Genomic DNA, 20,378 nt, shown 5'->3' on the forward strand with positions numbered 1-20,378 from the left:
CGGCCGGCAGCCGCGGCCTCAGGTGCTGTCCTGCCTGAAGTGGCCCTGCACCGCGGCGCGGCTGGTCGCCAGGTGGTCCAGGACGAGGGACTCGACGCGGGACACGTCCCGCTCCGCGATGGCCTGGTAGAGCGCCTCGTGTTCCTCGGCGATGCCCAGCAGGTCGTCGTGCCGTCCGAGGAGCCAGCGCAGCCGGCTGCGCAGCACGCCCTCGAGTTCGCTCAGCAGTTCGTTGCCGGCGAGCGAGATGACCGTCTGATGGAAGTCGGCCGCGGCGCGGTGGGCGCGTACGGCGTCACCCGCGCGGGCCGCCTCCAGACTTTTTGGAGGCGTGCGACGCCCATGCGAACGCGCCCCCGCCGGGCTGGAGGGCCTGACAGGGGCGCGCGGGTTCAGCTGCTGAGGCTCTTCAGGAGCCGGCGTTCGGCAGCCGTGAACTGCGGCTCCGTGAGTGTCGGCCGCAAAGGACCGACAAGGGCTGACAGCAGGGCTCCGGGACGGACGAGTGAGGGAGGCGTGGCCTGCAGGGCCAGGACGTCCGTCAGGGCCGTGGCCGCGTGGAACGAACCCGTCGCGGTGCGGGACAGTCGGCTGACGTAGCGGTGCAGCAGCCGGTCGGCGACGTTCGGGCGCTTGCCGGTGGTGGTGGGGAAGTGGATGTCCTGGCCCACCGAGAGGGCCCACGCGGTGTCCACGCGGCGGGCGATGGCGCGCTGGGCGCGACGGGCGACGCCGGGGGCCGGTCCGTTCGAGAGGACGTCCCTGAGGGCGACGGCGCCTTGTGCCGCCGCCGACATGCCCTGCCCGTAGAGGGGGTTGAAGGCCGCGACGGAGTCCCCGAGCGCCACCAGTCCCTCCGGCCACACGGTGAGCCGTTCGTAGTAGTGGCGCCGGTTGGCGGTGCTGTGGGTGACCGTCACGTCGGAGAGCGGTTCGGCGTGCCGGAGGAGGTCCGCCATGATCGGATGGCGCAGGGTGCGGGCGAAGGGCTCGAAGGCGTCGGCGTCCCGGGTGGGATGGCCGCCGGGCGCGCCCATGAGGCTGACGTGCCAGCGCTCCCCCTCGATCGGCAGGATGCCGCCGGCGTTGCCGGGCCGGGGCAGGCTCGGGTCGGCCTGCACGCCGACGACGGGCCAGCCCTGGGTGGGCACGGGGGCGCGGTAGAAGCGGCTGGCGTAGACGAGCCCGGAGTCTATGTGGTCCCGGGTGAGCCCGGTGATGCCGAGGCCGGTGAGCCATTCGGGCATGCGGGAGCCCCGGCCGGAGGCGTCGACGACCAGGTCGGCGCGGATGTCCGTCTCCGTGCCGTCGGCGCCGCGCACCCGCACGCCTGTGACGCGGCGGCGGTCGCCGAGGAGCCCGACGGCCTTGGTGTGCGTGCGCACGCCGACCCGGTGGTCCTTGAGGACCAGCGCCCGGACGACGGAGTCGGTCAGGTCCCGGCTCGCGGTGATCAGGTGGTGGGTGGCCCGCCGCCAGCGGCGGTACCAGCCCTCGGGCGAGTAGATGAGCATGTCGGTGGTCACCGGTATGCGGTGGGCGCCCGCGGCGAGCAGCGCGTCGGCACTGCCCGGCAGCAGGGTCTCGAACGCCTCGACGCCGCCGGTCTGCAGGAAGTGGATGTGGGCGGCCTGGGGAACGCCGGTGCGCGGCTCGGGGCCCTCGGGCAGTTCGTGGGCCTCGATGATCTCGACGGTGTCGACGTGCTCCTTGACGGCCGCCGCGGCGAGCATCCCGGCGATGCTGCCTCCGACGACGACAGCGTGGACGGGACGGTGGGCCGGCGTTTCACTCATGATGGGCTGCTTTCTGCGGAGGCACGTGATGGTGAAGGAGGTCGTGGACGACGGACGAGGCGAGCGCCCTGGATATCGGCACCAGGTCCTGCGGACGCCACACCGCGCCGTGACTGACGTCCAACGGCTGGTCCTTCAGGGCGCGTTGGCGCTCGCGGGCGACGAGGATCATGGCCGCGTCGGCGGTGACCGCCGCGTCGGACGCGTCGCCGTCACGGAGCGCCGCGCTGTAGGCCGCCTCGCGGACGTCGGCGTCGCAGTAGGGGCTCAGCGCGAGGATGGCGTCGTAGAGGGCCGTCCTGCGTCCTGTCAGGAGCACGGCCGGCGGGGTGCGCCACCACGGCAGCGAGGCGCGGATGGCGCTCGGTGTGGGGACGTCCCGCAGGGCCCGCCACAGCGGTGCGAGCTGCCGCAGCTGCCGTACGACCCGGACGGTCTCGACGACGTGCGGGCCGGCGAGTGGTACGGCGAAGCCGAGCGCGCCGAGGACGCAGGCGGGGGCGGCGAGCAGCGGGGAGACCCGGTCGACGAGGAAGTCCAGCCGGTGCCCCGTCCACCGGGCCACCACCGCGACCAGTCGCATGACGTCGTAGCACACGATGATCAGGTAGGCGGGGGCCAGGATGCGCAGGCCCGCGCGGAGCGAGCCGTGCACTCTCGCGGACCAGCGCCAGCACAGGGTGCTCGCGGCCGTCATGGCCACCGTCTGGGCCACCAGGTAGAGGACGATCATCTCCCGGATGTACGGCGTGGTGGCGTAGTGCGCGTCGAACAGCGTGGGCTGCTCCACCGGGGCGCTGCCGGCCCGGAACAGGACGGCGATGGCGAGGACGGTCAGGCTGTAGGCGGTCACGCACAGCCGGGACAGCCGCCGGGTCCGCTCGGGGGGAGCCGGCCGCCAGTTGATGATCAGCAGCAGGCTGGCGCCGGAGAACGCGGTCGTCGTCGCGTAGACCACGGGAGCGGCGAAGTTGGGGACGCCCGTCAGCCGGTTCAGTCCCTCGATGGACTCCGGGGCGGCGAGGATCATCAGGCAGCCCGCGGAGAAGAGCAGCAGGCAGGCCGCGCGTAACAGGGTGTCGTGGCGTCTGCGGGCCAGCGCGGGGATCTTCATGGCGCACACCAGCAGGAGCATGAGCCCGCACACGTAGAAGCCGAGACTGCTCGGTCCGGATGTCACCTTGGCGCTTCTCTCCTCGGTGCGGGCACTGCGGTCGACCCGCGTCGGACGGGTCAGATCCGGCGGAACCGGTGTGCCATGGAGGCCTGGATGCGCCCGGTGTGCGGGTCGCCGGTCGCGTGGGCCTCCGCCAGGGCGGCCCGCACGTCCGTGGCGAACCGGAAGCCGAAGTGCTCCGCTTCGACCTCCTCCCGCACCTCCTGGTCGTCGGTGCGGGCGGCGAAGTGGAGCGCGGCGTCCATGGGCGTGCCGGGTGCTACGACGCCACCGAGGACTTCGGAGAGGGCTGCCGCCCATTCGGCGGACCTTCCCGCCGCCCGGCTGTCTCCGGCGCGGGACGCTGCGGGGCCGTGGCCGGTGCTGTCGCCGCCGTGGTCCTGGAACATGTGCCAGGCCTCGTGGCCGATGATCACGAGCTGGTGTTCGGGGTCGGTGTTCTCCTCGTAGACGATCAGGTCCTGGCCGGTGCGGTCCAGCCACACACCGCTGGCCGTCGCCGGCGGGAAGGCGGCCGCGCGCAGTTGGACCGGCCTGCCCCGCACCAGCGTCAGGGCCTCGCCGATCGCGGGGACGACGTCCTCGCCGCACAGGGGCGGGCGTAAGTGCTCCACGAGTCGGGCGCTGAGCCGCCGCATCGCTCTCGATCCGGTACTCATCGGTGTTCTCCGCTTCCGTCCTCATCGAGCCGCGCCCAGTCGAGCCCGCGCCCAGCCGGTCGCCGGCGGAGCGACTGTCGCGTACGCGTCGCACCCTAACGCCCGGTCGATACCACCCTCAACGATCGTTATCAGCCGAAAACGATCGCCGATCAGCCGAAAACGATCGTTGAGGGGATGAGCCCGGTCACGCCGCTCGCGTGGCCGGAGCGCGCTCGGGTCAAGCCCGCGGTGCCTCCGGCGCCAGCGGCGGCTCGGCCGGCGTGGGCGCGGGCGGGCCGAAGAGGGCGGCCCGGGCCACGGGTGCGGCGAACAGGGCGGTGACGGGCGCGGACAGGGTCAGTACGGAGCGGAAGGCGCGGCCCACTTCGGGGTCGCCGTAGTAGCGCTCCTGGACGCGCCGCAGGTACCAGCCGGCGGCGCGTGCAGCGGGCCCTCCGTCGACCGCGTTGCCGACCGCGCCCGGCATCGCGCGGTCCGCCCCGGCGGAGATGTCCCACGCCTGCCGGGACGCCGCGAGGACGGCCCGCTGCACACGCCGCGTCGTGGGCGTGCGGCGCGGATCGGCGAGCGCGTCGCGCAGGGCGACCGCGCTCATCGCGGCGACGGCCATGCCCTGCCCGTAGATCGGGTTGAAGGTGCACAGCGCGTCGCCGGTGGCGAGGAACCCGGCCGGGTGGCGGCCCGGCAGGTCGTAGCGGCGGCGGATGTTCGCGGTGCGCCGGAAGCCGAACGGCGGCGAGAGCGGTTCGGCCTCGTCCAGCCACCGGTGCAGCAGCGGGTGCGGCAGCCTCTTGGTGTAGGCCGCGAACTCGTCCTCGTCCGTGGGCGGTTCGTCGCCGCGCAGCCCCGAGACGATGACCAGGTGGGTGCCGTCCTCCAGCGGCAGCGCACCGCCGGCGTGGACCTGGTCGGGCGTGGGATAGACGTAGTAGCCGAGGGTGTCGCCGTCGAGGACGCCGCCGCGGCCGCGGTAGACGCGCGAGGCGTACGCGAGTCCCGTGTCGATGGTCTCCTCGCGCGGGGCGTCGGCCCCGATCGCGGTGAGCCACTGCGGGGCCTTCGTGCCGCTGCCGGACGCGTCGACGACCAGGTCCGCCTCGATGGCCCGCTGCTCCGCGCTGGCGTCACCGGTACGGTCCCGCACCAGCACGCCGCGCACGCGCGAGGCGTCACCGAGGAGCCCGACGACGTCCGCCCCCTCCACCACGCTGATCACCGGGTTGGCGAACACCTGCCGCCGTACGAGCTCCTCCAGCTGCGCGCGGGAGCCGGTGTAGATGTGCGTCGTCGCCGGCACCCGGCGGAACCAGCGCTCGCCCTGCCGCAGCACCAGGTCCGCCGGCAGGCCCACCCGCGGCGCCCCCGCCGCCCGCAGCTCCGCCAGCAGGCCCGGCAGCAGCGACTCCAGCGCCACCTGCCCGCCCTCCAGCAGGACGTGCGGATGCCGGCTCTGCGGTACACCGGGCCGCGCCTTCGTGCCGTCCGGGAACCGGTCCCGCTCGACGACGGTCACCCGATCGGCGTACCCGGCGAGGACGTGCGCCGCGAGCAGCCCCGCGAGACTCCCGCCCACGACGACCGCGTGCCGCCCTCCCCGACCGCCGCTCTCGCCCCAACGGCCCGTTGCTCCAGCAGAGTTCACCGATCCGCTCCCCATGGTCGCCTCGTGCGAAGGGACCAGTATCGCCGGATCGGCCGCCGCCGGTGGACGACTCCCGGCTCAGTCCCCGTCCGGCGCCAGCCGCAGCGCGATGCTGTTGATGCAGTACCGCTGGTCGGTGGGGGTCGGATAGCCCTCGCCCTCGAAGACGTGTCCCAGGTGGGACCCGCACCGCGCGCACCGCACCTCCGTGCGGACCATGCCGTGCGACCGGTCCTCGATCAGCTCGACGGCGTCGGTGTCCTTGGGGTCGAAGAAGGACGGCCAGCCGCAGTGGGACTCGAACTTGGTGTCCGAGGTGAACAGTTCCGCGCCGCACGCGCGGCAGGAGTAGACGCCCTTGGTCTTGGTGTCCGTGTACTCACCGGTGAACGCGGGCTCGGTCGCGGCCTGGCGCAGCACCGCGTACTCGGCCGGGCTCAGCTCCGCGCGCCACTGCTCGTCCGGCTTCTCGACGTCGTACGACATGAGCTTCAGCCCCTCACTTCACAGGCTCGACAGACGGTCCAGGATGCGCGGGCCGAGGTCGGTGACATCGCCCGCGCCCATGGTGAGAACGAGATCACCGGGGCGGGCCATTCCCGCGATCGCGTCCGGCACCTCGGCCTTGTCGTGCACGGCCGTCACCTCGGCGCCGGCCGCGCGGGCCGCGTCGATGATCAGCTCGCTGGTGATGCCGGGGATCGGGTCCTCGCGGGCCGGGTAGATGTCGAGGACGACGGAGGCGTCCGCCAGGGACAGCGACTGGCCCATCTCCTTGCCCAGCTCCTGCGTGCGGGAGAACAGGTGCGGCTGGAAGACGACGAGGATGCGGGACTCGCCGGCCGCGGCCCGCATCGCCTCCAGGTCGGCGGTCATCTCGGTGGGGTGGTGGGCGTAGGAGTCGATGACCTGGACCCCGGCGGCCTCGCCCTTCAGCTGCAGGCGCCGCTTGACGCCGGTGTACGCCGCCAGCGCCGGGGCCAGCTCGGCCGCGGGGATGCCCATGGCGGCGCCCGCCGCGAGGGCGGCGACCGCGTTGTGGGCGTAGTGGCGGCCCGGGACGGAGACCGTGAAGGTGAGCGGCGCGCCGTCCAGCTCGACGGTGACCTCGCTCTTCAGGCCCTGCGGGACGACCGACAGGACGCGGACGTCGGCGTCCTGCGACTCGCCGTACGTCACCGTCCGCACCGTGCCCGCGAGGCGGCGGGTCAGCTCACGCGCGCCCTCGTGGTCCGCGGAGATCACCAGGGTGCCGCCGGGGACGATCTTCCCGGCGAAGGTCTCGAAGGACTCGTAGATCTCGTCCATCGAGGCGTAGTTCGCGTGGTGGTCCAGCTCGACGTTGAGGACGATGGCGACCTCGGGCGCGTACTTGTGGAAGCTGCGGTCGCTCTCGTCCGCCTCGGCGACGAAGATCTCGCCGTCGCCGTGCAGCGCGTTGGAGCCGGGCGCGTCGAGGTCTCCGCCGATGGCGTACGACGGCCTCAGGCCCAGCTCGCCGAGGGAGACCGCCAGCATCGACGTGGTCGTCGTCTTGCCGTGGGTGCCGGCCACCGCGATCGGGCGCAGGCCCTGCATCAGCGCGGCGAGGGCGTCGGACCGGTGCACCACCGGGATGCCCAGCTCGGCCGCGCGGGTCAGCTCCGGGTTGTCGGCGCGGATCGCCGAGGACACGACGACGCAGCTGGCGTCGTCGGCCAGGTGCTCGGCGGCGTGCCCGATGTGCACCGTCGCGCCCAGCGCGCGCAGCGCCTCGGCGGTGGCCGAGTCCTTGGCGTCGCTGCCCGCGACCTTGGCGCCGCGCTGCGCGAGGATCTTCGCGATGCCCGACATCCCGGCGCCGCCGATGCCGATGAAGTGCGGTCGGTCCATGGCGGTAGGAAGGCCGGGTGCCATGCGTTCTTCTCCCCAAGATGCGGTACAGGATGTGCGCACACCCGGGCCGGACGGGCCGAGGGCGTGCCGCCCAAGCCTATGCCTTGCTGTGGGAGAACAGTTTGAGCACCGGTACTCCCACCTTGTGGCGCGCCCGCGACGCCCAGTCCCGGTGGAAGAACTCCTCCACGTAGTGCGGGTCGGTCAGCACGATCACCTCGTCCGCGCCGGTCTCCTCGACCAGGCCTTTCAGCGCGTCCAGCGGGTGGTCCTCGATGAGCCGGCCGTCGGCGGTGCCGCCCGCCGCGCGCAGCGCCTTCAGCGACACGTCCAGCGCCTGCTCACCGGCGGTTCTGGCCTCCTCGCCCTCGGGGGTCTCACGCTCGCGCGCGGCCTCCTCCAGTTCGCCCAGGGCGAGGTCGTCGATGGCGCGCAGCAGGCGGTCCGCCTGTTCGCCGCGCGGCTGGAGCAGCACGTGGAAGCGGACCGGCTCGTCGCCGTGCAAGGTGGTGACGAACTCCACGTCGGCGGACGTCAGGGCCTTCTCGATCATCAATACGCTTGTGAACACCAGGCGCCCCTTCTCCTTCGAGGGCTTACGACGCCCTCTGTCCTCCGTGGGCCGTACCGGGCCCTGCGGAAACCATCCTGCCCCGTGTTCGCACGGGTACTGCGAGTTCCAGTGTGCCCAGCGGAAGAAAAACGGAGTAGTACATTCCGCCTGAACGGAACAATGGATTCCATCGAACTCACGACCGGCGGTAGCGGGAGAAGAGGAACCCGGACTCCTCCAGCAGGGACACCAGTGCGAACTGCTGCGGAACCGCCACCCCCGGCCCTCCGGCGATGCGCTGCGCGTCCCCCGCGGTGAGCATCGGCGAGACCGTCAGACACAGCTCGTCCAGCACCCCCGCCGCCACCAGCTGCCCCAGCAGCCGCGGACCGCCCTCGGTCAGCAGCCGGGTGTGCCCCAGCCCGGCCAGCTCCCGTACCGCGCGGGCGGGCTCCACGCCGACGCCGTCCCCGGCGATCACCACCCGGGCCCCGGCCTTCCCGGCGGCGGCGACCCGGTCCGGAGCGGCCGCGGCGCCGGTCAGCACCAGCGTGGGCACCAGGGGCGAGGTGAACAGCGGCAGCGAGAAGTCCAGGTCCAGGCTGGCGGAGACCACCGCGATCGCCGGCGCCGGGCCCTGTCCGGCCGCCTGCCGCATGGCCGCGAACTCCGCACGCGCGCGTGCCGGCCGGTACCCCTCCTGGCGGACCGTTTCGGCACCGACCACCACCACATCGGCCAGCGCCCGCAGGGTGCCGAAGACCCGCATGTCGGTCGCGCTGGAGATGGGCTGGGACCGGCCGTCGTGCTGGGCGGCCCCGTCCAGCGTCGACACCATGTTGGCCCGCAGCCAGGCCGCCGGCTCCCCCGGCCCCGGCTCGGGATAGGCATAGGCCTCCGCCAACTCGGCAAGGCCCCACTCGCGGTCTTCGGCCTCATCGGCCCCAGGGAACAGGCGTCGCATGCCCAGCAGTGTTCCACGCGAGAGCCGGACCGAACTTCCCGAGCGACGGCGGCCGGGCCGACGCGTGGGGCGCGGGACGGCACCCTCTAGCATGGATAACCGTGTCCGACACCCCCGCCCCCGCCCACCGCCCCCCGATAGCCGACCCCGGCGACGCGGCGACCCCGCTCTCCCTCTGCTCCCGCGAACCGCACGTCCCCGCGGAGCGCCTCGTCGCGGAGATGGTCCCGCCGCCCCGGTTCGACTCGGTCCGCTTCAGCACGTACATCCCGGACCCGAACCAGCCGAGCCAGACGGAGGCCGTCCAGGTCCTGGAGTCCTTCGCGTCCGGGCTGGGCGGCGCGCACGCCACCGGGAAGGGCACGGTCCGCCGCGGCTTCCTCGGCTTCGGCCGGGCCAAGGCGCCGAAGCCCCCGGCGGGCCCGCGCGGCGTCTACCTCGACGGCGGCTACGGCGTGGGCAAGACCCACCTCCTCGCCTCCCTCTGGCACGCCACCCCCGCCGACCCGTCCCGCAAGGCGTTCGGCACCTTCGTGGAGCTGACGAACCTGGTCGGCGCCCTCGGTTTCCAGCAGACGGTGCGCACCCTGTCGGAGCACCGCCTGCTGTGCATCGACGAGTTCGAGCTGGACGACCCGGGCGACACCGTCCTGGTGTCGACGCTGCTCGGCAAGCTGGTCGAGGCCGGCGTGGCGCTCGCCGCGACCTCGAACACCCTGCCCGGCAAGCTCGGCGAGGGCCGTTTCGCGGCGGCCGACTTCCTGCGGGAGATCCAGGGCCTGTCCGCCCACTTCCGCGCCCTGCGCATCGACGGCGAGGACTACCGCCACCGCGGCCTGCCGGAGGCTCCGGCGCCGTACTCGGACGAGCGGGTGACGAAGACGGCGTACGCCACCGAGGGCGCCTCGCTCGACGACTTCCCGCAACTGCTGGACCATCTGGCGCGCGTCCACCCCAGCCGCTACGGCGCGCTGACCGACGGGATCAGGGCGGTCTGCCTGACCGATGTCCGCCCGGTGCCCGACCAGTCGACCGCGCTGCGGCTCGTGGTCCTCGCGGACCGGCTCTACGACCGCGAGGTGCCGGTGCTGGCCTCGGGGCTGCCGTTCGACCGGCTGTTCAGCGAGGAGATGCTGAAGGGCGGCTACCGCAAGAAGTACTTCCGGGCGATCTCGCGTCTGACCGCGCTCGCCCGCGACGCCCGGCGCCTGGTGGAAACCGCCGAGACGGACTGACGGCGCCTTTACCGGACCCGGCGGCTCCACCCGACCCCCCGGCACAAGATCAAGGTCTTGTTCCGGCCATGCAACCTGCGCTTTTTGGGCTCTCTTCCGCTCGAAACACCGAGTTAACCCTGCAAACAACTTTGCAGGGTTAACGTGTTTCTTGACCAGCCGTTGACCAATCATTGGTCCGGGCTAGAGGTGTCGGCACAGAGGGAGGGAGCGCATGTTCCGTGGCGCGACGGCCCGGGCCGGGTTAGCGGCCCTCGCCGCCGTCCTTTTCCTCTTCCCCTGCCTCGTCGTCGCCACATCGTTCGCACACGCGTACGCGAGCCGTAACCCCGTGGCCATCACCCCGGCCGGAATCCCCCCTTCCGTTACGGCGCGGACCACCGAGGACCACAACCTCCACCGCGCGCCCTTCTGCGGAGACCCGACCGGTCTCCCGCACCACCGCGACCGCACCCGCCCGTCCACCCCCGCACCTGACACGACCGGACGGCCGCTGCCGGTCCGCGGCACACCGGGGACCGGCCTCGCCGCGCCCCCGCCCGGTGCCGCGTACGACGAGGCGAGATCGCCGACCGCCCACTCCCCGGCCGCGCTCCAGGTCTTCCGCTGCTGAGCACAGAGCAGTCCCCCACCTCTGTATCTGCCATGCACGCCCGACGCGCCCCACGCGCGCCAGGAGGAATCACCAGACCATGCAGCCCCTCATCGACAACGCCCGGGCCTTCGGCCGGCGCCCTGAGGAGTTCGCCACCCTCGCCGCGGGCCAGTCCCCCGAGGTCCTGTTCATCACCTGCTCGGACTCCCGGGTCGTCCCGGCCCTGATCACGGGCGCCCGCCCCGGCCAGCTGTTCGAGCTGCGCACCGCGGGCAACATCGTTCCCCCCTACGCCTCCGGCACCCCCACCGGCGAGGCGGCCACCATCGAGTACGCCGTGGAGGTCCTCGGCGTGCAGGACATCGTGGTCTGCGGGCACTCCCACTGCGGCGCCGTCGGCGCGCTGGTGCGCGGTGACGACCTGAGCGCCGTGCCCGCCGTACGCGACTGGCTGGCGCACGCCGCCGACGAGCCGCGGACCGCCGACCCGGCGGACCCGACGGTCAACGAGGCCGTGCAGCACCACGTGCTGACCCAGCTGCTCAGGCTGCGCTCCTACCCGTGTGTCGAGAGCCGTCTGACGGACGGCCGGCTCCGGCTGCACGCCTGGTACTACGAGGTGCACACCGGCCAGGTGCGCGAACACCGCTCCGCCACCGACGCGTTCGAGGCGCTGTGAGTCCCGCCATGACCAGATTCCCCCACATAAGGCAGGACTTCCTCGCGTCCGTCGTCGTATTCCTGGTCGCCGTGCCGCTGTGCGTCGGCGTGGCGGTCGCCTCCGGCGTCCCGGCGGAACTGGGACTCGTCACCGGCATCGTGGGCGGCCTGCTCACCGGGCTCATGCCCGGGAGCAGCCTCCAGGTGTCGGGGCCGGCCGCCGGCCTGACCGTGATCGTCTTCGAGGCCGTCAGCGAGTTCGGCGTGGGCACGCTCGGCGTGATCGTGCTGATCGCCGGTCTGCTCCAGCTCGCCATGGGCTTCCTCAGGATCGGCCGCTGGTTCCGGGCGATATCCGTCGCCGTCGTCGAGGGGATGCTCTGCGGCATCGGCCTGGTGATCATCGCCGGGCAGATATACGCGGCGGCGGGCCTGAAGGCCCCGGACAACGGCGTCGGCAAGATCGCGGGCCTGCCGGGGGCGTTCGCGGACGCCCTGGGCAGCACCGAGGCGCTGACCTCCCTCGCGATCGGCGCGGGCACCATAGCGGTCATCGTGCTGTGGAAGAAGCTGCCGAAGGCCGTGCGGTCCGTGCCGGGCGCGCTCGCCGCGGTGGTCCTGGCCACCCTCGCCACGGCCGCCTTCGGTCTCCCGGTCGCCACCGTGGAGGTGGAGGGCCTGCTCGGCGTCATCCAGCCGCCCGGGGCGGAGGCCTTCGGCGACCTGGCGAGCCCGGCCATCTGGGGCACGATCGTCGCCTTCGCGCTGATCGCCTCGGCGGAGAGCCTGTTCAGCGCCGCGGCCGTGGACCGGCTTCACGACGGTCCGCGCACCCAGTACGACAAGGAGATGATCGCCCAGGGCGCGGGCAACACGGTCTGCGGTCTGCTCGGCGCGCTGCCGATGACCGCGGTGATCGTGCGCAGCTCCGCCAACGTCAACGCGGGCGCCAAGACCAAGGCGTCTCGCGTGCTGCACGGCGTGTGGCTGCTGCTGTTCGCCGCCGCGATGCCGTGGGCCCTGGCCCTGATCCCCATTCCGGCCCTGGCCGGCATCCTGGTCCACGCGGGCTGGAAGCTGATCCCGTTCCGCCAGATCGTCGACATGTGGCGGAGTCACAAGGGTGAGGCGCTGATCCTCGTGGTCACCGCGGTGTCCATCGTCGCGGTGAACATGTTCGAGGGCGTCCTGATCGGTCTCGCCCTGTCGGTCGTCAAGACCGCCTGGGAGGCCTCGCACATCAGGCTGGAGGTCGTCGACAAGGGTGCCGGACCGATCCAGGCGTGCCTGTCGGGCAACGCGACGTTCCTGCGGCTGCCGAAGATCCTCGACAGCCTGGAGTCGCTGCCCCAGGACCGCCCGGTGGAGCTGGACCTGTCCGGCGTGCACCACCTCGACCATGCCTGCCGTACGGCGCTGGAGAACTGGGCCGAGCGGCACAGTCACACCGGCATAGAGCCGGTGAAGCTCACCACGGCCGCCTGACAAGGCAGCCACCGTCCGCCCGGCGTCCGGTCCGGGGCCCGCCGTGGCCCCGGACCGGACACCGGGCATATCGTTGCAGCATCGGACATTCAGCCCTCTGGGTGAGGGGGACGTCATGGTGGAGGAGCTGCTGACGGCGGCCGCGGCGGTCGGCACCGCGAGTGTGGTCTATGTCGCGGCGGCGGTACGGGTCGTGAAGCAGTACGAACGCGGAGTGGTCTTCCGGCTGGGACGGCTCCTGGACGGCGTGCGCCCGCCCGGGCTCACCATGATCGTTCCGTTCGTGGACCGGATGCACAAGGTCAATCTGCAGATCGTCACGATGCCGGTGCCCGCCCAGGAGGGCATCACCCGCGACAACGTGACCGTGCGGGTGGACGCGGTGGTCTACTTCAAGGTCGTCGACCCGCCGAGCGCGCTGATCAAGGTCGAGGACTACAAGTTCGCGGTCTCCCAGATGGCCCAGACCTCGCTGCGCTCCATCATCGGCAAGAGCGACCTCGACGATCTGCTGTCCAACCGGGAGAAGCTCAACCAGGGCCTGGAGCTGATGATCGACAGTCCCGCCGTCGGCTGGGGCGTCCAGGTCGACCGGGTGGAGATCAAGGACGTGTCGCTGCCCGAGACGATGAAGCGCTCCATGGCCCGGCAGGCCGAGGCGGACCGTGAGCGCCGGGCCCGGATCATCAACGCCGACGCCGAGCTGCAGGCCTCCAAGAAGCTGGCGGAGGCCGCCCATCAGATGGCCGACGCGCCGTCCGCGCTCCAGCTGCGGCTGCTCCAGACGGTGATGGCGGTCGCGGCGGAGAAGAACTCCACGCTGGTGCTGCCGATCCCGGTGGAGCTGCTGCGCTTCCTGGAGCGGGGCCAGGAGCAGGACGGGAAGCACCCGCCGCCGCCCGCGCTCGACACGTGATGGTGCTACGCGCGTTGTTCCCGTGACGCGATACGAGTGATAGACACAGCGGATCAACTGTCCTGTCCGCCAGCAGGAAGGTTTTTCCATGTCTGTGACCCGTCGTCAGGCCCTCGCCCGCACCGGCGCCCTGGGAGTGGGCATCGCGTTCACCGGAGCCGTCTCCGAGCTCTTCGCGGGTACGGCCGCCGCCCAGGAACTGGGCCACACCGGCTACGGTCCGCTCGTCCCCGACCCGGACGGTCTGCTCGACCTGCCGGAGGGCTTCCGCTACAAGGTGCTGTCCCGCGAGGGCGACCCGCTGCGCTCCGGCGAGGGCCCGGTGCCCTCCAACCACGACGGCATGACCGCCCTGGCCGGCCGGCGCGGCCGCGTCCACCTGGTCCGCAACCACGAGAACCGCGCCACCGCCAGACTCGGCGTCCCCACGGTCGACGGCCTGACCTACGACCCGGCGGGCAAGGGCGGCTGTACGGCGCTCACCCTCGACGCCCGCAACGAGGTGCTGTCCGAGCGGGTCGCCATCGCCGGTACGGCCGTCAACTGCTCGGGCGGGCCGACTCCCTGGGGCACCTGGCTGACCTGCGAGGAGACCGAGGACAAGGCGGGCACGAACGGCTACACCAAGGACCACGGGTTCATCTTCGAGGTCGACCCGGCCGACCCGCGCCGCACCGGGGCGGTCCCGCTGACCGCGATGGGCCGCTTCCAGCACGAGGCCGTGGCCGTCGACCCGCGCAGCGGCATCGTGTACGAGACCGAGGACGCGTTCATCCAGCCCTTCGGCCTCTTCTACCGCTTCCTGCCGCGCAAGCCGCTCGGCGGCACCGGCGCCCTGCGGGCGGGCGGCAGCCTCCAGGCCATGCGGGTCCCCGGCGTGCCGGACCTGTCGGCCGTGCAGGAACCCGGCGCCTCCTTCGACGGCGTCGAGTGGGTGGACGTACCGGACCCGCTGGCCGCGGAGACACCGGTCCGCCTCCAGGACTACGGCAGGAAGGGCATCACCCGCGCGCAGAAGCTGGAGGGCTGCTACTGGGGCGGGCGCAGCGTGTACTTCGTGTCGTCGTACGCCCGCAGCCGGGAGGGGTCGGCCGCCGACCACTTCGGGCAGATCTGGCGCTACGACCCGGACCGCCGCCGTCTCACCCTGGTGATCGTCTTCGGCCCGGACACGGACGTCCAGCTGCCGGGCGAGTCCCCGGACAACATCTGCCTCGCGCCCAGCGGCGGTCTGATGGTCAGCGAGGACGGCAACGGCGCCCAGCACGTCTTCGGCGTCACCCGGAAGGGGGAGGTGTACGAGATGGCCCGCGGCCGGCAGAACATCGGCACCGACGACGAGCCGGAGTGGGGCGAGTTCGCGGGCGTCACCTTCTCCCCCGACGGCCGGACCATGTACGTCAACTGCTACACGCCGGGTACGACGTTCGCGGTGACGGGCCCCTGGCGCAAGTAGCGACGGAGCCCGGCCGCCCGGCCGGGTGAGTTCCGGCGGGCGCCGAGCGCACCGACGGCAACGCGGGCCGATTCCTCCCCTCCGCCCGCTTACGTTCGTATTATGATCGTTCTTGTACGACGTATTGCCGCCGTCTGTGCGCTCGGCGCCGCACTCTCCGCGTGCGGCGCGCCCGAGGCCGCCCGTACCGCCTCCCGGGCCACCCCTCCGGCCTCAGCCTCCACTCCCTCCCCTTCCCCTGCCTCCCCCTCCCCCGGCTCTCCCTCCCCCGCCCGGCCGCCCACCCTCGCGCCCGGCCCCGGCGGAATGACGCCGGTGTTCCACAACGGGCCCCGGACGCCCGGCGACAAGACCGTCGCGCTCACCTTCGACGCCGACATGACCGCCGACCAGGGGCCACGAGCCGCCGCGGGCGAGCGGTTCGACAATCCGCGGCTGATCGCCACGCTGCGGGCGCTGGGGGTGCCGGCCACCGTGTTCATGACGGGCCGGTGGGCCGAGGAGTATCCGGTCCAGGCCCGCTCCATCGGCCGGGACCCGCTGTTCGAGGTCGCCAACCACTCCTACAGCCACTACTCCTACACCGAGGACTGCTACGGCCTGCCCACCGTCGACGAACCGCTGATGCGCGCGGACGTGGAGCGGGCCTACGCCGCCTTCCGAGCGGTGGGCGTCCCGGACGCCAGGCCGTACTTCCGCTTCCCCGGCGGCTGTTATGACCAGCGGGCCCTGCGGGCGCTCGCCGGCACCGGGGTGACCGCCGTGCAGTGGGACGTGGTGGGCGGGGACGCCTTCGCGACGGACGCCGACGCGGTGGCCCGGCAGGTGCTCGACGGCGTCCGGCCCGGATCGGTGGTCGTCCTGCACTGCACGACGAGCGCCGCCCCCGCGACCGAGCGGGCGATCCGCACGATCGTGCCCGAGCTGCGCCACCGGGGCTTCCGGTTCGTGAAGGTGTCCGAACTGATCAGTGCCGCACCTCGCTGACCAGGCCTACCCTGGAGGGTATGAGTGAGGCCGAGGTCAACGACTACTGCCTGATCGACGCGACCAGGCCGCCCAAGGCGGACGGGCCGCCGTACGCGGAGTGCGTGCTGTGCCGGGAGCCGACGGAGTACCCCGAGTCGTACAAGGGCATCACCCTGTGCCCCGTCTGCGAGTGGCAGGAGGCCCAGCGCACCGCCTGCTCCGGCTGACCGGCGGGACTCCGGCGCTCGGCGCCCCGGTCGCGGGCCGGGGTCCCGGGCGGCGGGGACGGGCGTCCCCCGCGGATCTTCCGCCTGGCAGACTGAAGGACGTGACACATCCTTCCCCCGTTCCCGGCGACAGTCCCTTCCGTCCCGTCCGCTCGGCCCGTGACGAGGCCCCGCAGTTCGTGCTCCCGCTGGTCGTGCGCATCGAGCGGGCCGAGCCCCCGGCGCGCACCGACGCGCTGGAGACGGCGGCCAAGGCCGTGCTCGTGATGCTGTCCGACGAGCGGTCGCTGGGGGACGGCGAGTGGGCGCAGGCCGTGCGGGACTGGCAGGACGCCCGGATCCGCAAGGTCGTCCGGCGGGCCCGCGGCGCGGAGTGGCGGCGGGCGGAGACACTGCCCGGGATCACGGTCACCGGGAAGTCGGCGGAGGTGCGGGTCTTCCCACCGGTGCCGCTGGACGGCTGGCCGAAGGAACTGGCCAAGCTCCAGGTGTCCGGCACCGACCTCGACGACCCGGAGCGGCCGACCGCGGCCGACCCGGGCACGCCGGTGCTGTGGATGAGCCCGGAGGTGGAGATGTCGGCCGGCAAGGCCATGGCGCAGGCCGGGCACGGCGCTCAACTGGCCTGGTGGGCGCTGCCGGACGAGGAACGCGCGGCCTGGCACGACGCCGGTTTCCCACTCGCCGTGCGCACCGCGGACCCGGCGCGCTGGCGCGAGCTGACCGCGAGCGGCCTGCCGGTGGTGCGGGACGCCGGATTCACGGAGATCGCGCCCGGCTCCTGCACGGTGGTCGCCCAGCATCCGGCGCTGCGTTAGCGGGTGTGCGCAGGCTCGGCCATGTCACGAGCAGGCCGTGGGCTCGCCGTCGTGCGGTACGGACATGGCCGGCGCGCCTGCCGACAGCCTTTCAGGACCCCCGGGGGCCGCGGGTTCCGCGCGCTCAGAAGCGTCCGCCGGTCAGCCGCGTGATCGGCCCGTGCCCGCGGCGCGCGGAGACCCGGCCCGCCGCGAAGGACAGGGTGGCGAGGGCCGTCACACCCGTCGCGGCACCGGTCGCCATCAGCTTGCGGGCCTTGATGACCGTCCACGCCGTCGTGGCGGCGGTGGCCACCTGACCGGCGGTCGACACCACGGTGTCCTTGGTGCTCGCGAGCGCGGTGCCCGCGGCCGCCACCGCCCGCGATCCGCCCTCGGACGCCGAACGCGCGGCCCGCGCGGCGGTGGTGCCCGACGACGCGGCCTTGTCCCCGGTCTTCGACGCGGCCGTCTTCGCCGTACGGGCGGCCTGCGCGGTCTTGCCTTCTCGCTCTTGTGTGTTCGCCATGGAGAGCGCGTTACCGATTCCGCTCAGGACAAACGCACTACGTCCACGCGCCCTTGGACAACCGTCGTGCGTCCGCGCTGCCTCCGGCGGCGTCGCGCGGGTAGACGCAGCGAAGAGGAGGCCTATCGCTTCTCACCGCACAGCGACCATGGAGGTGTCATGCCCGGCATCATCGACCGGATCAAGCAGTACAGCCGCACCCCTCAGGGCCGGCGGGCCATCGCGTCGGCGCGGCGCGCGGCCTCCGATCCCCGTACCCGGGCGCAGGCCCGCACCCTGCTCGGCCGACTGCGCCGCCGCTGACCGCGCCTGCCCGCGAACAGGTGCCGGCTTCCCTGCCCGGGGCGGACGCATATCCCGTCCCGGGCAGGGCATCCGGGCCTTCGCCGGCGTCGAACACCGCCGGGCGAATCAACGACAGAAGGGCGGCGGCCATGGCGACCGGAGCATCCGTGACGCGAGGCAAGGGGGCCGCGAGGGCTCGCCGGGCGGCGAACGGTTCCGTCGTCGACGCCGGGGCCCGCTGGGGCCTGGTGGCCCGCGGCACGATCTATCTGCTGATAGGGTTGCTGGCCCTGCGCATCGCCCATGGCGGCGGAGCCGGGCAGGCGGACAGCAGCGGAGCCGTCCAGGAGCTGGCGCGGCAGCCGTTCGGTGAGGCGCTGGTGTGGGCGATCGGGATCGGCCTGATCGGGATGGCGCTGTGGCGGTTGTCCGAGGCCCTGTTCGGCGCGTCCGGCCCGGACGGCCGCAAGGCGTCCAAGCGCGCCCTGAACGCCGGGCGCTGCGTCTTCTACGGCTTCGTGGCGTCCTCCGTGCTGTCGTTCGTGACCTCCTCCAAGAACGACGAGGGAAGCGACGCGACCTCACGCGACCTCACCGCCCGCGCTCTCGAACTCCCCCTGGGCCGCTGGCTCGTCGGCGTCGCGGGTCTCGTCGTCCTGGGGGTCGGCGTGGGCATCGGGGTGCGCGCGGTCCGGCGTACCTTCCACAAGCACCTCAAGCGGGCGGACATGTCCCGCCGGGTCCGTCGCGTGGTGGACGTCCTCGGCGTCACCGGCGGTGTGGCCCGCGGGCTGGTCTACGCGGCGGCGGGCGTCTTCGTGGTGATCGCCGCGGTGGACTACGACCCCGACCGGGCCAAGGGCCTGGACGGCACGCTGCGCGCTCTCGCCGACGCCCCGGCCGGGCCCTGGCTGCTGTCCCTGGTGGCGCTCGGTCTGGCCGTCTTCGGTCTGTTCTCCGTCGCTCTCGCCCGCTACCGCAGGGTCTGAAGCGGGCGGCGCCGGGCCTCCCGGCCTCTCCGCGACGGGCAGGGCCGGAACCTCAAATGTTGCTCTGAAGGCGCGGCCCGCAGGGTTCGCGCCCCGGCGGCGTGGCCATACCCCCCTCACGCGGTGTGCGGAACGCCGTGCGAGAACGTGGAGGTGGGGGAAGCATGCAGCGACTGGGGACGGGAATCGGGTGGCGGCCGGAGATCGCGGACGCCGTGGAGGCGATGCCGGGCATCGACTGGGTCGAGGTCGTCGCCGAGAACGTCTGCCTCGGCCATCTGCCGGACTCGCTGCGGCGGTTGCGCGAGCGCGGGGTGACCGTGGTGCCGCACGGCGTCGCCCTCGGCCTCGGCGGCGCCGACCGGCCGGACCCGGGCCGGCTGTCGGCGCTGGCCGAGCGGGCCGAGGCGCTGGGGTCGCCGCTGGTCACCGAGCACATCGCGTTCGTCCGCGCGGGCGGACCGCTGACCGCGTCACCCCGGCTGGAGGCGGGCCACCTGCTGCCGGTGCCGCGCACCCGGGACGCGCTCGACGTGCTGTGCGAGAACGTGCGGATCGCGCAGGACGCGCTGCCGGTGCCGCTGGCGGTGGAGAACATCGCCGCGCTGTTCTCGTGGCCGGGCGAGGAGATGACGGAGGGACAGTTCCTGTACGAGCTGGCCGACCGTACCGGCGTACGCCTGCTGATCGACGTGGCCAACCTGCACACCAACCACGTCAACCGGGGCGAGGACCCGGCCAAGGCGCTCGCCGAACTCCCCGTGGAGGCCATCGCCTACGTCCATGTCGCGGGCGGCTTCGAACGTGACGGCGTCTGGCACGACAGCCACGCTCACCCCGTGCCCCGGCCGGTCCTGGACATCCTGACCGACCTGGCGTCGCGGGTGGCACCGGCCGGGGTGCTGCTGGAGCGGGACGAGAACTTCCCCGAACCGGCCGAGCTGGAGGGCGAGCTGGCGGCCATCCGGGAGGCCCTGCGCAAGGGCCGGGGGCAGTCGCGGGCGGCCGGGGCGGCGACGGCGGAGACCTCCGCGCCGCGCCCGGCGGCCACCGCCGCGACCGCCACCGCGGGCGCCGTGCCGGACGGCGTGCGCGAGCGGCTCGGTCTCGCCCAGGCCGCGCTGCTCTCCGCGCTCGTCGCCGGGACACCCGCCCCGGAGGGGTTCGACCGGGCCCGGCTGCGGGTGCAGACGCGGGCGCTCGCCGGGAAACGGGCGGGGGTCGTGGCGAAGGTGGCCCCGGAACTGCCGGAGCTGCTCGGGGACGCGTACCGGACGGAGTTCCTCGCGTACGCGCACCGGCGTCCGATGACCGGCGGCTACCGGCGGGACGCCCTGGACTTCGCCGAGCACCTGCTGGATTCGGACCGGCTGCAGGCGCGGGTGCGGCGGGAGATGCGGGCGTGGTGGCGGGAGCGCTCGGGCCCGGCGCCGCGTTCGGCACGTCCGGCGGCACGGCTGGCGCGCGGCGCCCGCCGGGTGCTGCTGGGGCGCTGAGCGGCGGTAGCCGCCGGCCCCCGGCCCGCCCGGCTCGTCCCTCCTCTGCCCGGCCTGTCCCGCCTGTTCG

Annotated in this window: 22 protein-coding genes; 12 read left to right on the forward strand and 10 right to left on the reverse strand. The window is 73.1% G+C overall.

Annotated elements, in window-relative coordinates; genetic code table 11:
- Nucleotides 1–18: 18 nt before the first annotated feature.
- The 9 genes from ACSU6L_RS08510 to ACSU6L_RS08550 all read right to left on the reverse strand — a co-directional run bounded on the left by ACSU6L_RS08510 (nt 19) and on the right by ACSU6L_RS08550 (nt 8,669).
- Nucleotides 19–396 carry an FCD domain-containing protein gene (locus tag ACSU6L_RS08510; RefSeq protein WP_437064815.1) on the reverse strand — a complete coding sequence of 126 codons (378 nt, stop codon included), beginning with the start codon at nt 394–396 and terminating at the stop codon, nt 19–21.
- Entirely contained in the window at nt 393–1,796 is a 1,404-nt protein-coding gene (locus ACSU6L_RS08515) for an FAD-dependent oxidoreductase (RefSeq protein ID WP_437055136.1), read from the reverse strand. The genes ACSU6L_RS08510 and ACSU6L_RS08515 overlap by 4 nt, the downstream gene beginning before the upstream one ends.
- Nucleotides 1,789–2,976, reverse strand: a complete 1,188-nt coding sequence (locus ACSU6L_RS08520; protein ID WP_437055138.1) for an MAB_1171c family putative transporter — start codon at nt 2,974–2,976, stop codon at nt 1,789–1,791. The genes ACSU6L_RS08515 and ACSU6L_RS08520 overlap by 8 nt, the downstream gene beginning before the upstream one ends.
- A gap of 53 nt (nt 2,977–3,029) precedes the next feature.
- Entirely contained in the window at nt 3,030–3,632 is a 603-nt protein-coding gene (locus ACSU6L_RS08525) for a toxin-antitoxin system, toxin component (RefSeq protein WP_437055140.1), read from the reverse strand.
- A 220-nt stretch (nt 3,633–3,852) separates the two neighbouring features.
- Nucleotides 3,853–5,208 carry an FAD-dependent oxidoreductase gene (locus ACSU6L_RS08530; protein ID WP_437055142.1) on the reverse strand — a complete coding sequence of 452 codons (1,356 nt, stop codon included), beginning with the start codon at nt 5,206–5,208 and terminating at the stop codon, nt 3,853–3,855.
- A 147-nt stretch (nt 5,209–5,355) separates the two neighbouring features.
- Nucleotides 5,356–5,763, reverse strand: coding sequence for a peptide-methionine (R)-S-oxide reductase MsrB (gene msrB, locus ACSU6L_RS08535; protein WP_437055144.1), 408 nt, complete (start codon nt 5,761–5,763; stop codon nt 5,356–5,358).
- Nucleotides 5,764–5,781: 18 nt separating this feature from the next.
- Nucleotides 5,782–7,173, reverse strand: coding sequence for a UDP-N-acetylmuramate--L-alanine ligase (gene murC, locus ACSU6L_RS08540; protein ID WP_437055146.1), 1,392 nt, complete (start codon nt 7,171–7,173; stop codon nt 5,782–5,784).
- Nucleotides 7,174–7,249: 76 nt separating this feature from the next.
- Nucleotides 7,250–7,723: an indole-3-glycerol phosphate synthase gene (locus tag ACSU6L_RS08545; protein ID WP_437055148.1), complete on the reverse strand. Its 474-nt coding sequence runs from the start codon at nt 7,721–7,723 to the stop codon at nt 7,250–7,252.
- Between the two features lie 178 nt (nt 7,724–7,901).
- Entirely contained in the window at nt 7,902–8,669 is a 768-nt protein-coding gene (locus ACSU6L_RS08550; RefSeq protein WP_437055150.1) for a pyrimidine reductase family protein, read from the reverse strand.
- A 101-nt stretch (nt 8,670–8,770) separates the two neighbouring features.
- Between ACSU6L_RS08550 and zapE the strand changes: the two genes are divergently transcribed.
- The 9 genes from zapE to ACSU6L_RS08595 all read left to right on the forward strand — a co-directional run bounded on the left by zapE (nt 8,771) and on the right by ACSU6L_RS08595 (nt 17,030).
- Nucleotides 8,771–9,904, forward strand: a complete 1,134-nt coding sequence (gene zapE, locus ACSU6L_RS08555; protein ID WP_437055152.1) for a cell division protein ZapE — start codon at nt 8,771–8,773, stop codon at nt 9,902–9,904.
- A 214-nt stretch (nt 9,905–10,118) separates the two neighbouring features.
- Nucleotides 10,119–10,517, forward strand: coding sequence for a hypothetical protein (locus ACSU6L_RS08560; protein ID WP_437055154.1), 399 nt, complete (start codon nt 10,119–10,121; stop codon nt 10,515–10,517).
- Between the two features lie 79 nt (nt 10,518–10,596).
- Nucleotides 10,597–11,178: a carbonic anhydrase gene (locus ACSU6L_RS08565; protein ID WP_437055156.1), complete on the forward strand. Its 582-nt coding sequence runs from the start codon at nt 10,597–10,599 to the stop codon at nt 11,176–11,178.
- A gap of 8 nt (nt 11,179–11,186) precedes the next feature.
- Complete coding sequence (locus ACSU6L_RS08570; protein ID WP_437055158.1) at nt 11,187–12,644, forward strand: SulP family inorganic anion transporter; 1,458 nt, start codon at nt 11,187–11,189, stop codon at nt 12,642–12,644.
- Nucleotides 12,645–12,759: 115 nt separating this feature from the next.
- Entirely contained in the window at nt 12,760–13,560 is an 801-nt protein-coding gene (locus tag ACSU6L_RS08575) for a slipin family protein (protein ID WP_437055160.1), read from the forward strand.
- A gap of 88 nt (nt 13,561–13,648) precedes the next feature.
- The gene (locus tag ACSU6L_RS08580; protein WP_437055162.1) at nt 13,649–15,016 is read left to right on the forward strand and encodes a PhoX family protein; all 1,368 of its coding nucleotides are present in this window, start codon (nt 13,649–13,651) and stop codon (nt 15,014–15,016) included.
- Between the two features lie 102 nt (nt 15,017–15,118).
- The gene (locus ACSU6L_RS08585; protein WP_437055164.1) at nt 15,119–16,003 is read left to right on the forward strand and encodes a polysaccharide deacetylase family protein; all 885 of its coding nucleotides are present in this window, start codon (nt 15,119–15,121) and stop codon (nt 16,001–16,003) included.
- A gap of 20 nt (nt 16,004–16,023) precedes the next feature.
- The gene (locus ACSU6L_RS08590) at nt 16,024–16,212 is read left to right on the forward strand and encodes a hypothetical protein (protein ID WP_365509927.1); all 189 of its coding nucleotides are present in this window, start codon (nt 16,024–16,026) and stop codon (nt 16,210–16,212) included.
- 101 nt (nt 16,213–16,313) lie between these two features.
- Nucleotides 16,314–17,030: a peptidyl-tRNA hydrolase gene (locus tag ACSU6L_RS08595; protein ID WP_437055166.1), complete on the forward strand. Its 717-nt coding sequence runs from the start codon at nt 16,314–16,316 to the stop codon at nt 17,028–17,030.
- 124 nt (nt 17,031–17,154) lie between these two features.
- On the opposite strand, the gene ACSU6L_RS08600 is transcribed toward ACSU6L_RS08595, so the two are convergent.
- Complete coding sequence (locus ACSU6L_RS08600) at nt 17,155–17,538, reverse strand: hypothetical protein (protein WP_437055168.1); 384 nt, start codon at nt 17,536–17,538, stop codon at nt 17,155–17,157.
- Nucleotides 17,539–17,697: 159 nt separating this feature from the next.
- Between ACSU6L_RS08600 and ACSU6L_RS08605 the strand changes: the two genes are divergently transcribed.
- From ACSU6L_RS08605 to ACSU6L_RS08615, 3 genes are all read left to right on the forward strand, one after another.
- A complete protein-coding gene (locus ACSU6L_RS08605; protein WP_437055170.1) occupies nt 17,698–17,841 on the forward strand; it encodes a hypothetical protein in 144 nt (47 codons plus the stop codon).
- Between the two features lie 131 nt (nt 17,842–17,972).
- On the forward strand, nt 17,973–18,812 hold the full coding sequence (locus tag ACSU6L_RS08610; protein WP_437055172.1) for a DUF1206 domain-containing protein: 840 nt from the start codon (nt 17,973–17,975) through the stop codon (nt 18,810–18,812).
- A 164-nt stretch (nt 18,813–18,976) separates the two neighbouring features.
- Nucleotides 18,977–20,308 (forward strand): DUF692 domain-containing protein, encoded by a 1,332-nt coding sequence (locus ACSU6L_RS08615; protein WP_437055174.1) that lies wholly within the window; start codon nt 18,977–18,979, stop codon nt 20,306–20,308.
- Nucleotides 20,309–20,378: the final 70 nt, after the last annotated feature.

This window comes from Streptomyces sp. enrichment culture (assembly GCF_964272855.1).
Lineage (GTDB): Bacteria > Actinomycetota > Actinomycetes > Streptomycetales > Streptomycetaceae > Streptomyces.

Excerpts from the sequence above, each read along its gene's own strand:
- ACSU6L_RS08515 (WP_437055136.1), bottom strand. The coding sequence starts at position 1,796 with ATGAGTGAAACGCCGGCCCACCGTCCCGTCCACGCTGTCGTCGTCGGA.
- ACSU6L_RS08525 (WP_437055140.1), bottom strand. The coding sequence starts at position 3,632 with ATGAGTACCGGATCGAGAGCGATGCGGCGGCTCAGCGCCCGACTCGTG.
- msrB (WP_437055144.1), bottom strand. The coding sequence starts at position 5,763 with ATGTCGTACGACGTCGAGAAGCCGGACGAGCAGTGGCGCGCGGAGCTG.
- murC (WP_437055146.1), bottom strand. The coding sequence starts at position 7,173 with ATGGCACCCGGCCTTCCTACCGCCATGGACCGACCGCACTTCATCGGC.
- ACSU6L_RS08550 (WP_437055150.1), bottom strand. The coding sequence starts at position 8,669 with ATGCGACGCCTGTTCCCTGGGGCCGATGAGGCCGAAGACCGCGAGTGG.
- ACSU6L_RS08560 (WP_437055154.1), top strand. The coding sequence starts at position 10,119 with ATGTTCCGTGGCGCGACGGCCCGGGCCGGGTTAGCGGCCCTCGCCGCC.
- ACSU6L_RS08565 (WP_437055156.1), top strand. The coding sequence starts at position 10,597 with ATGCAGCCCCTCATCGACAACGCCCGGGCCTTCGGCCGGCGCCCTGAG.
- ACSU6L_RS08570 (WP_437055158.1), top strand. The coding sequence starts at position 11,187 with ATGACCAGATTCCCCCACATAAGGCAGGACTTCCTCGCGTCCGTCGTC.
- ACSU6L_RS08575 (WP_437055160.1), top strand. The coding sequence starts at position 12,760 with ATGGTGGAGGAGCTGCTGACGGCGGCCGCGGCGGTCGGCACCGCGAGT.
- ACSU6L_RS08580 (WP_437055162.1), top strand. The coding sequence starts at position 13,649 with ATGTCTGTGACCCGTCGTCAGGCCCTCGCCCGCACCGGCGCCCTGGGA.
- ACSU6L_RS08585 (WP_437055164.1), top strand. The coding sequence starts at position 15,119 with ATGATCGTTCTTGTACGACGTATTGCCGCCGTCTGTGCGCTCGGCGCC.
- ACSU6L_RS08590 (WP_365509927.1), top strand. The coding sequence starts at position 16,024 with ATGAGTGAGGCCGAGGTCAACGACTACTGCCTGATCGACGCGACCAGG.
- ACSU6L_RS08600 (WP_437055168.1), bottom strand. The coding sequence starts at position 17,538 with ATGGCGAACACACAAGAGCGAGAAGGCAAGACCGCGCAGGCCGCCCGT.
- ACSU6L_RS08605 (WP_437055170.1), top strand. The coding sequence starts at position 17,698 with ATGCCCGGCATCATCGACCGGATCAAGCAGTACAGCCGCACCCCTCAG.
- ACSU6L_RS08610 (WP_437055172.1), top strand. The coding sequence starts at position 17,973 with ATGGCGACCGGAGCATCCGTGACGCGAGGCAAGGGGGCCGCGAGGGCT.
- ACSU6L_RS08615 (WP_437055174.1), top strand. The coding sequence starts at position 18,977 with ATGCAGCGACTGGGGACGGGAATCGGGTGGCGGCCGGAGATCGCGGAC.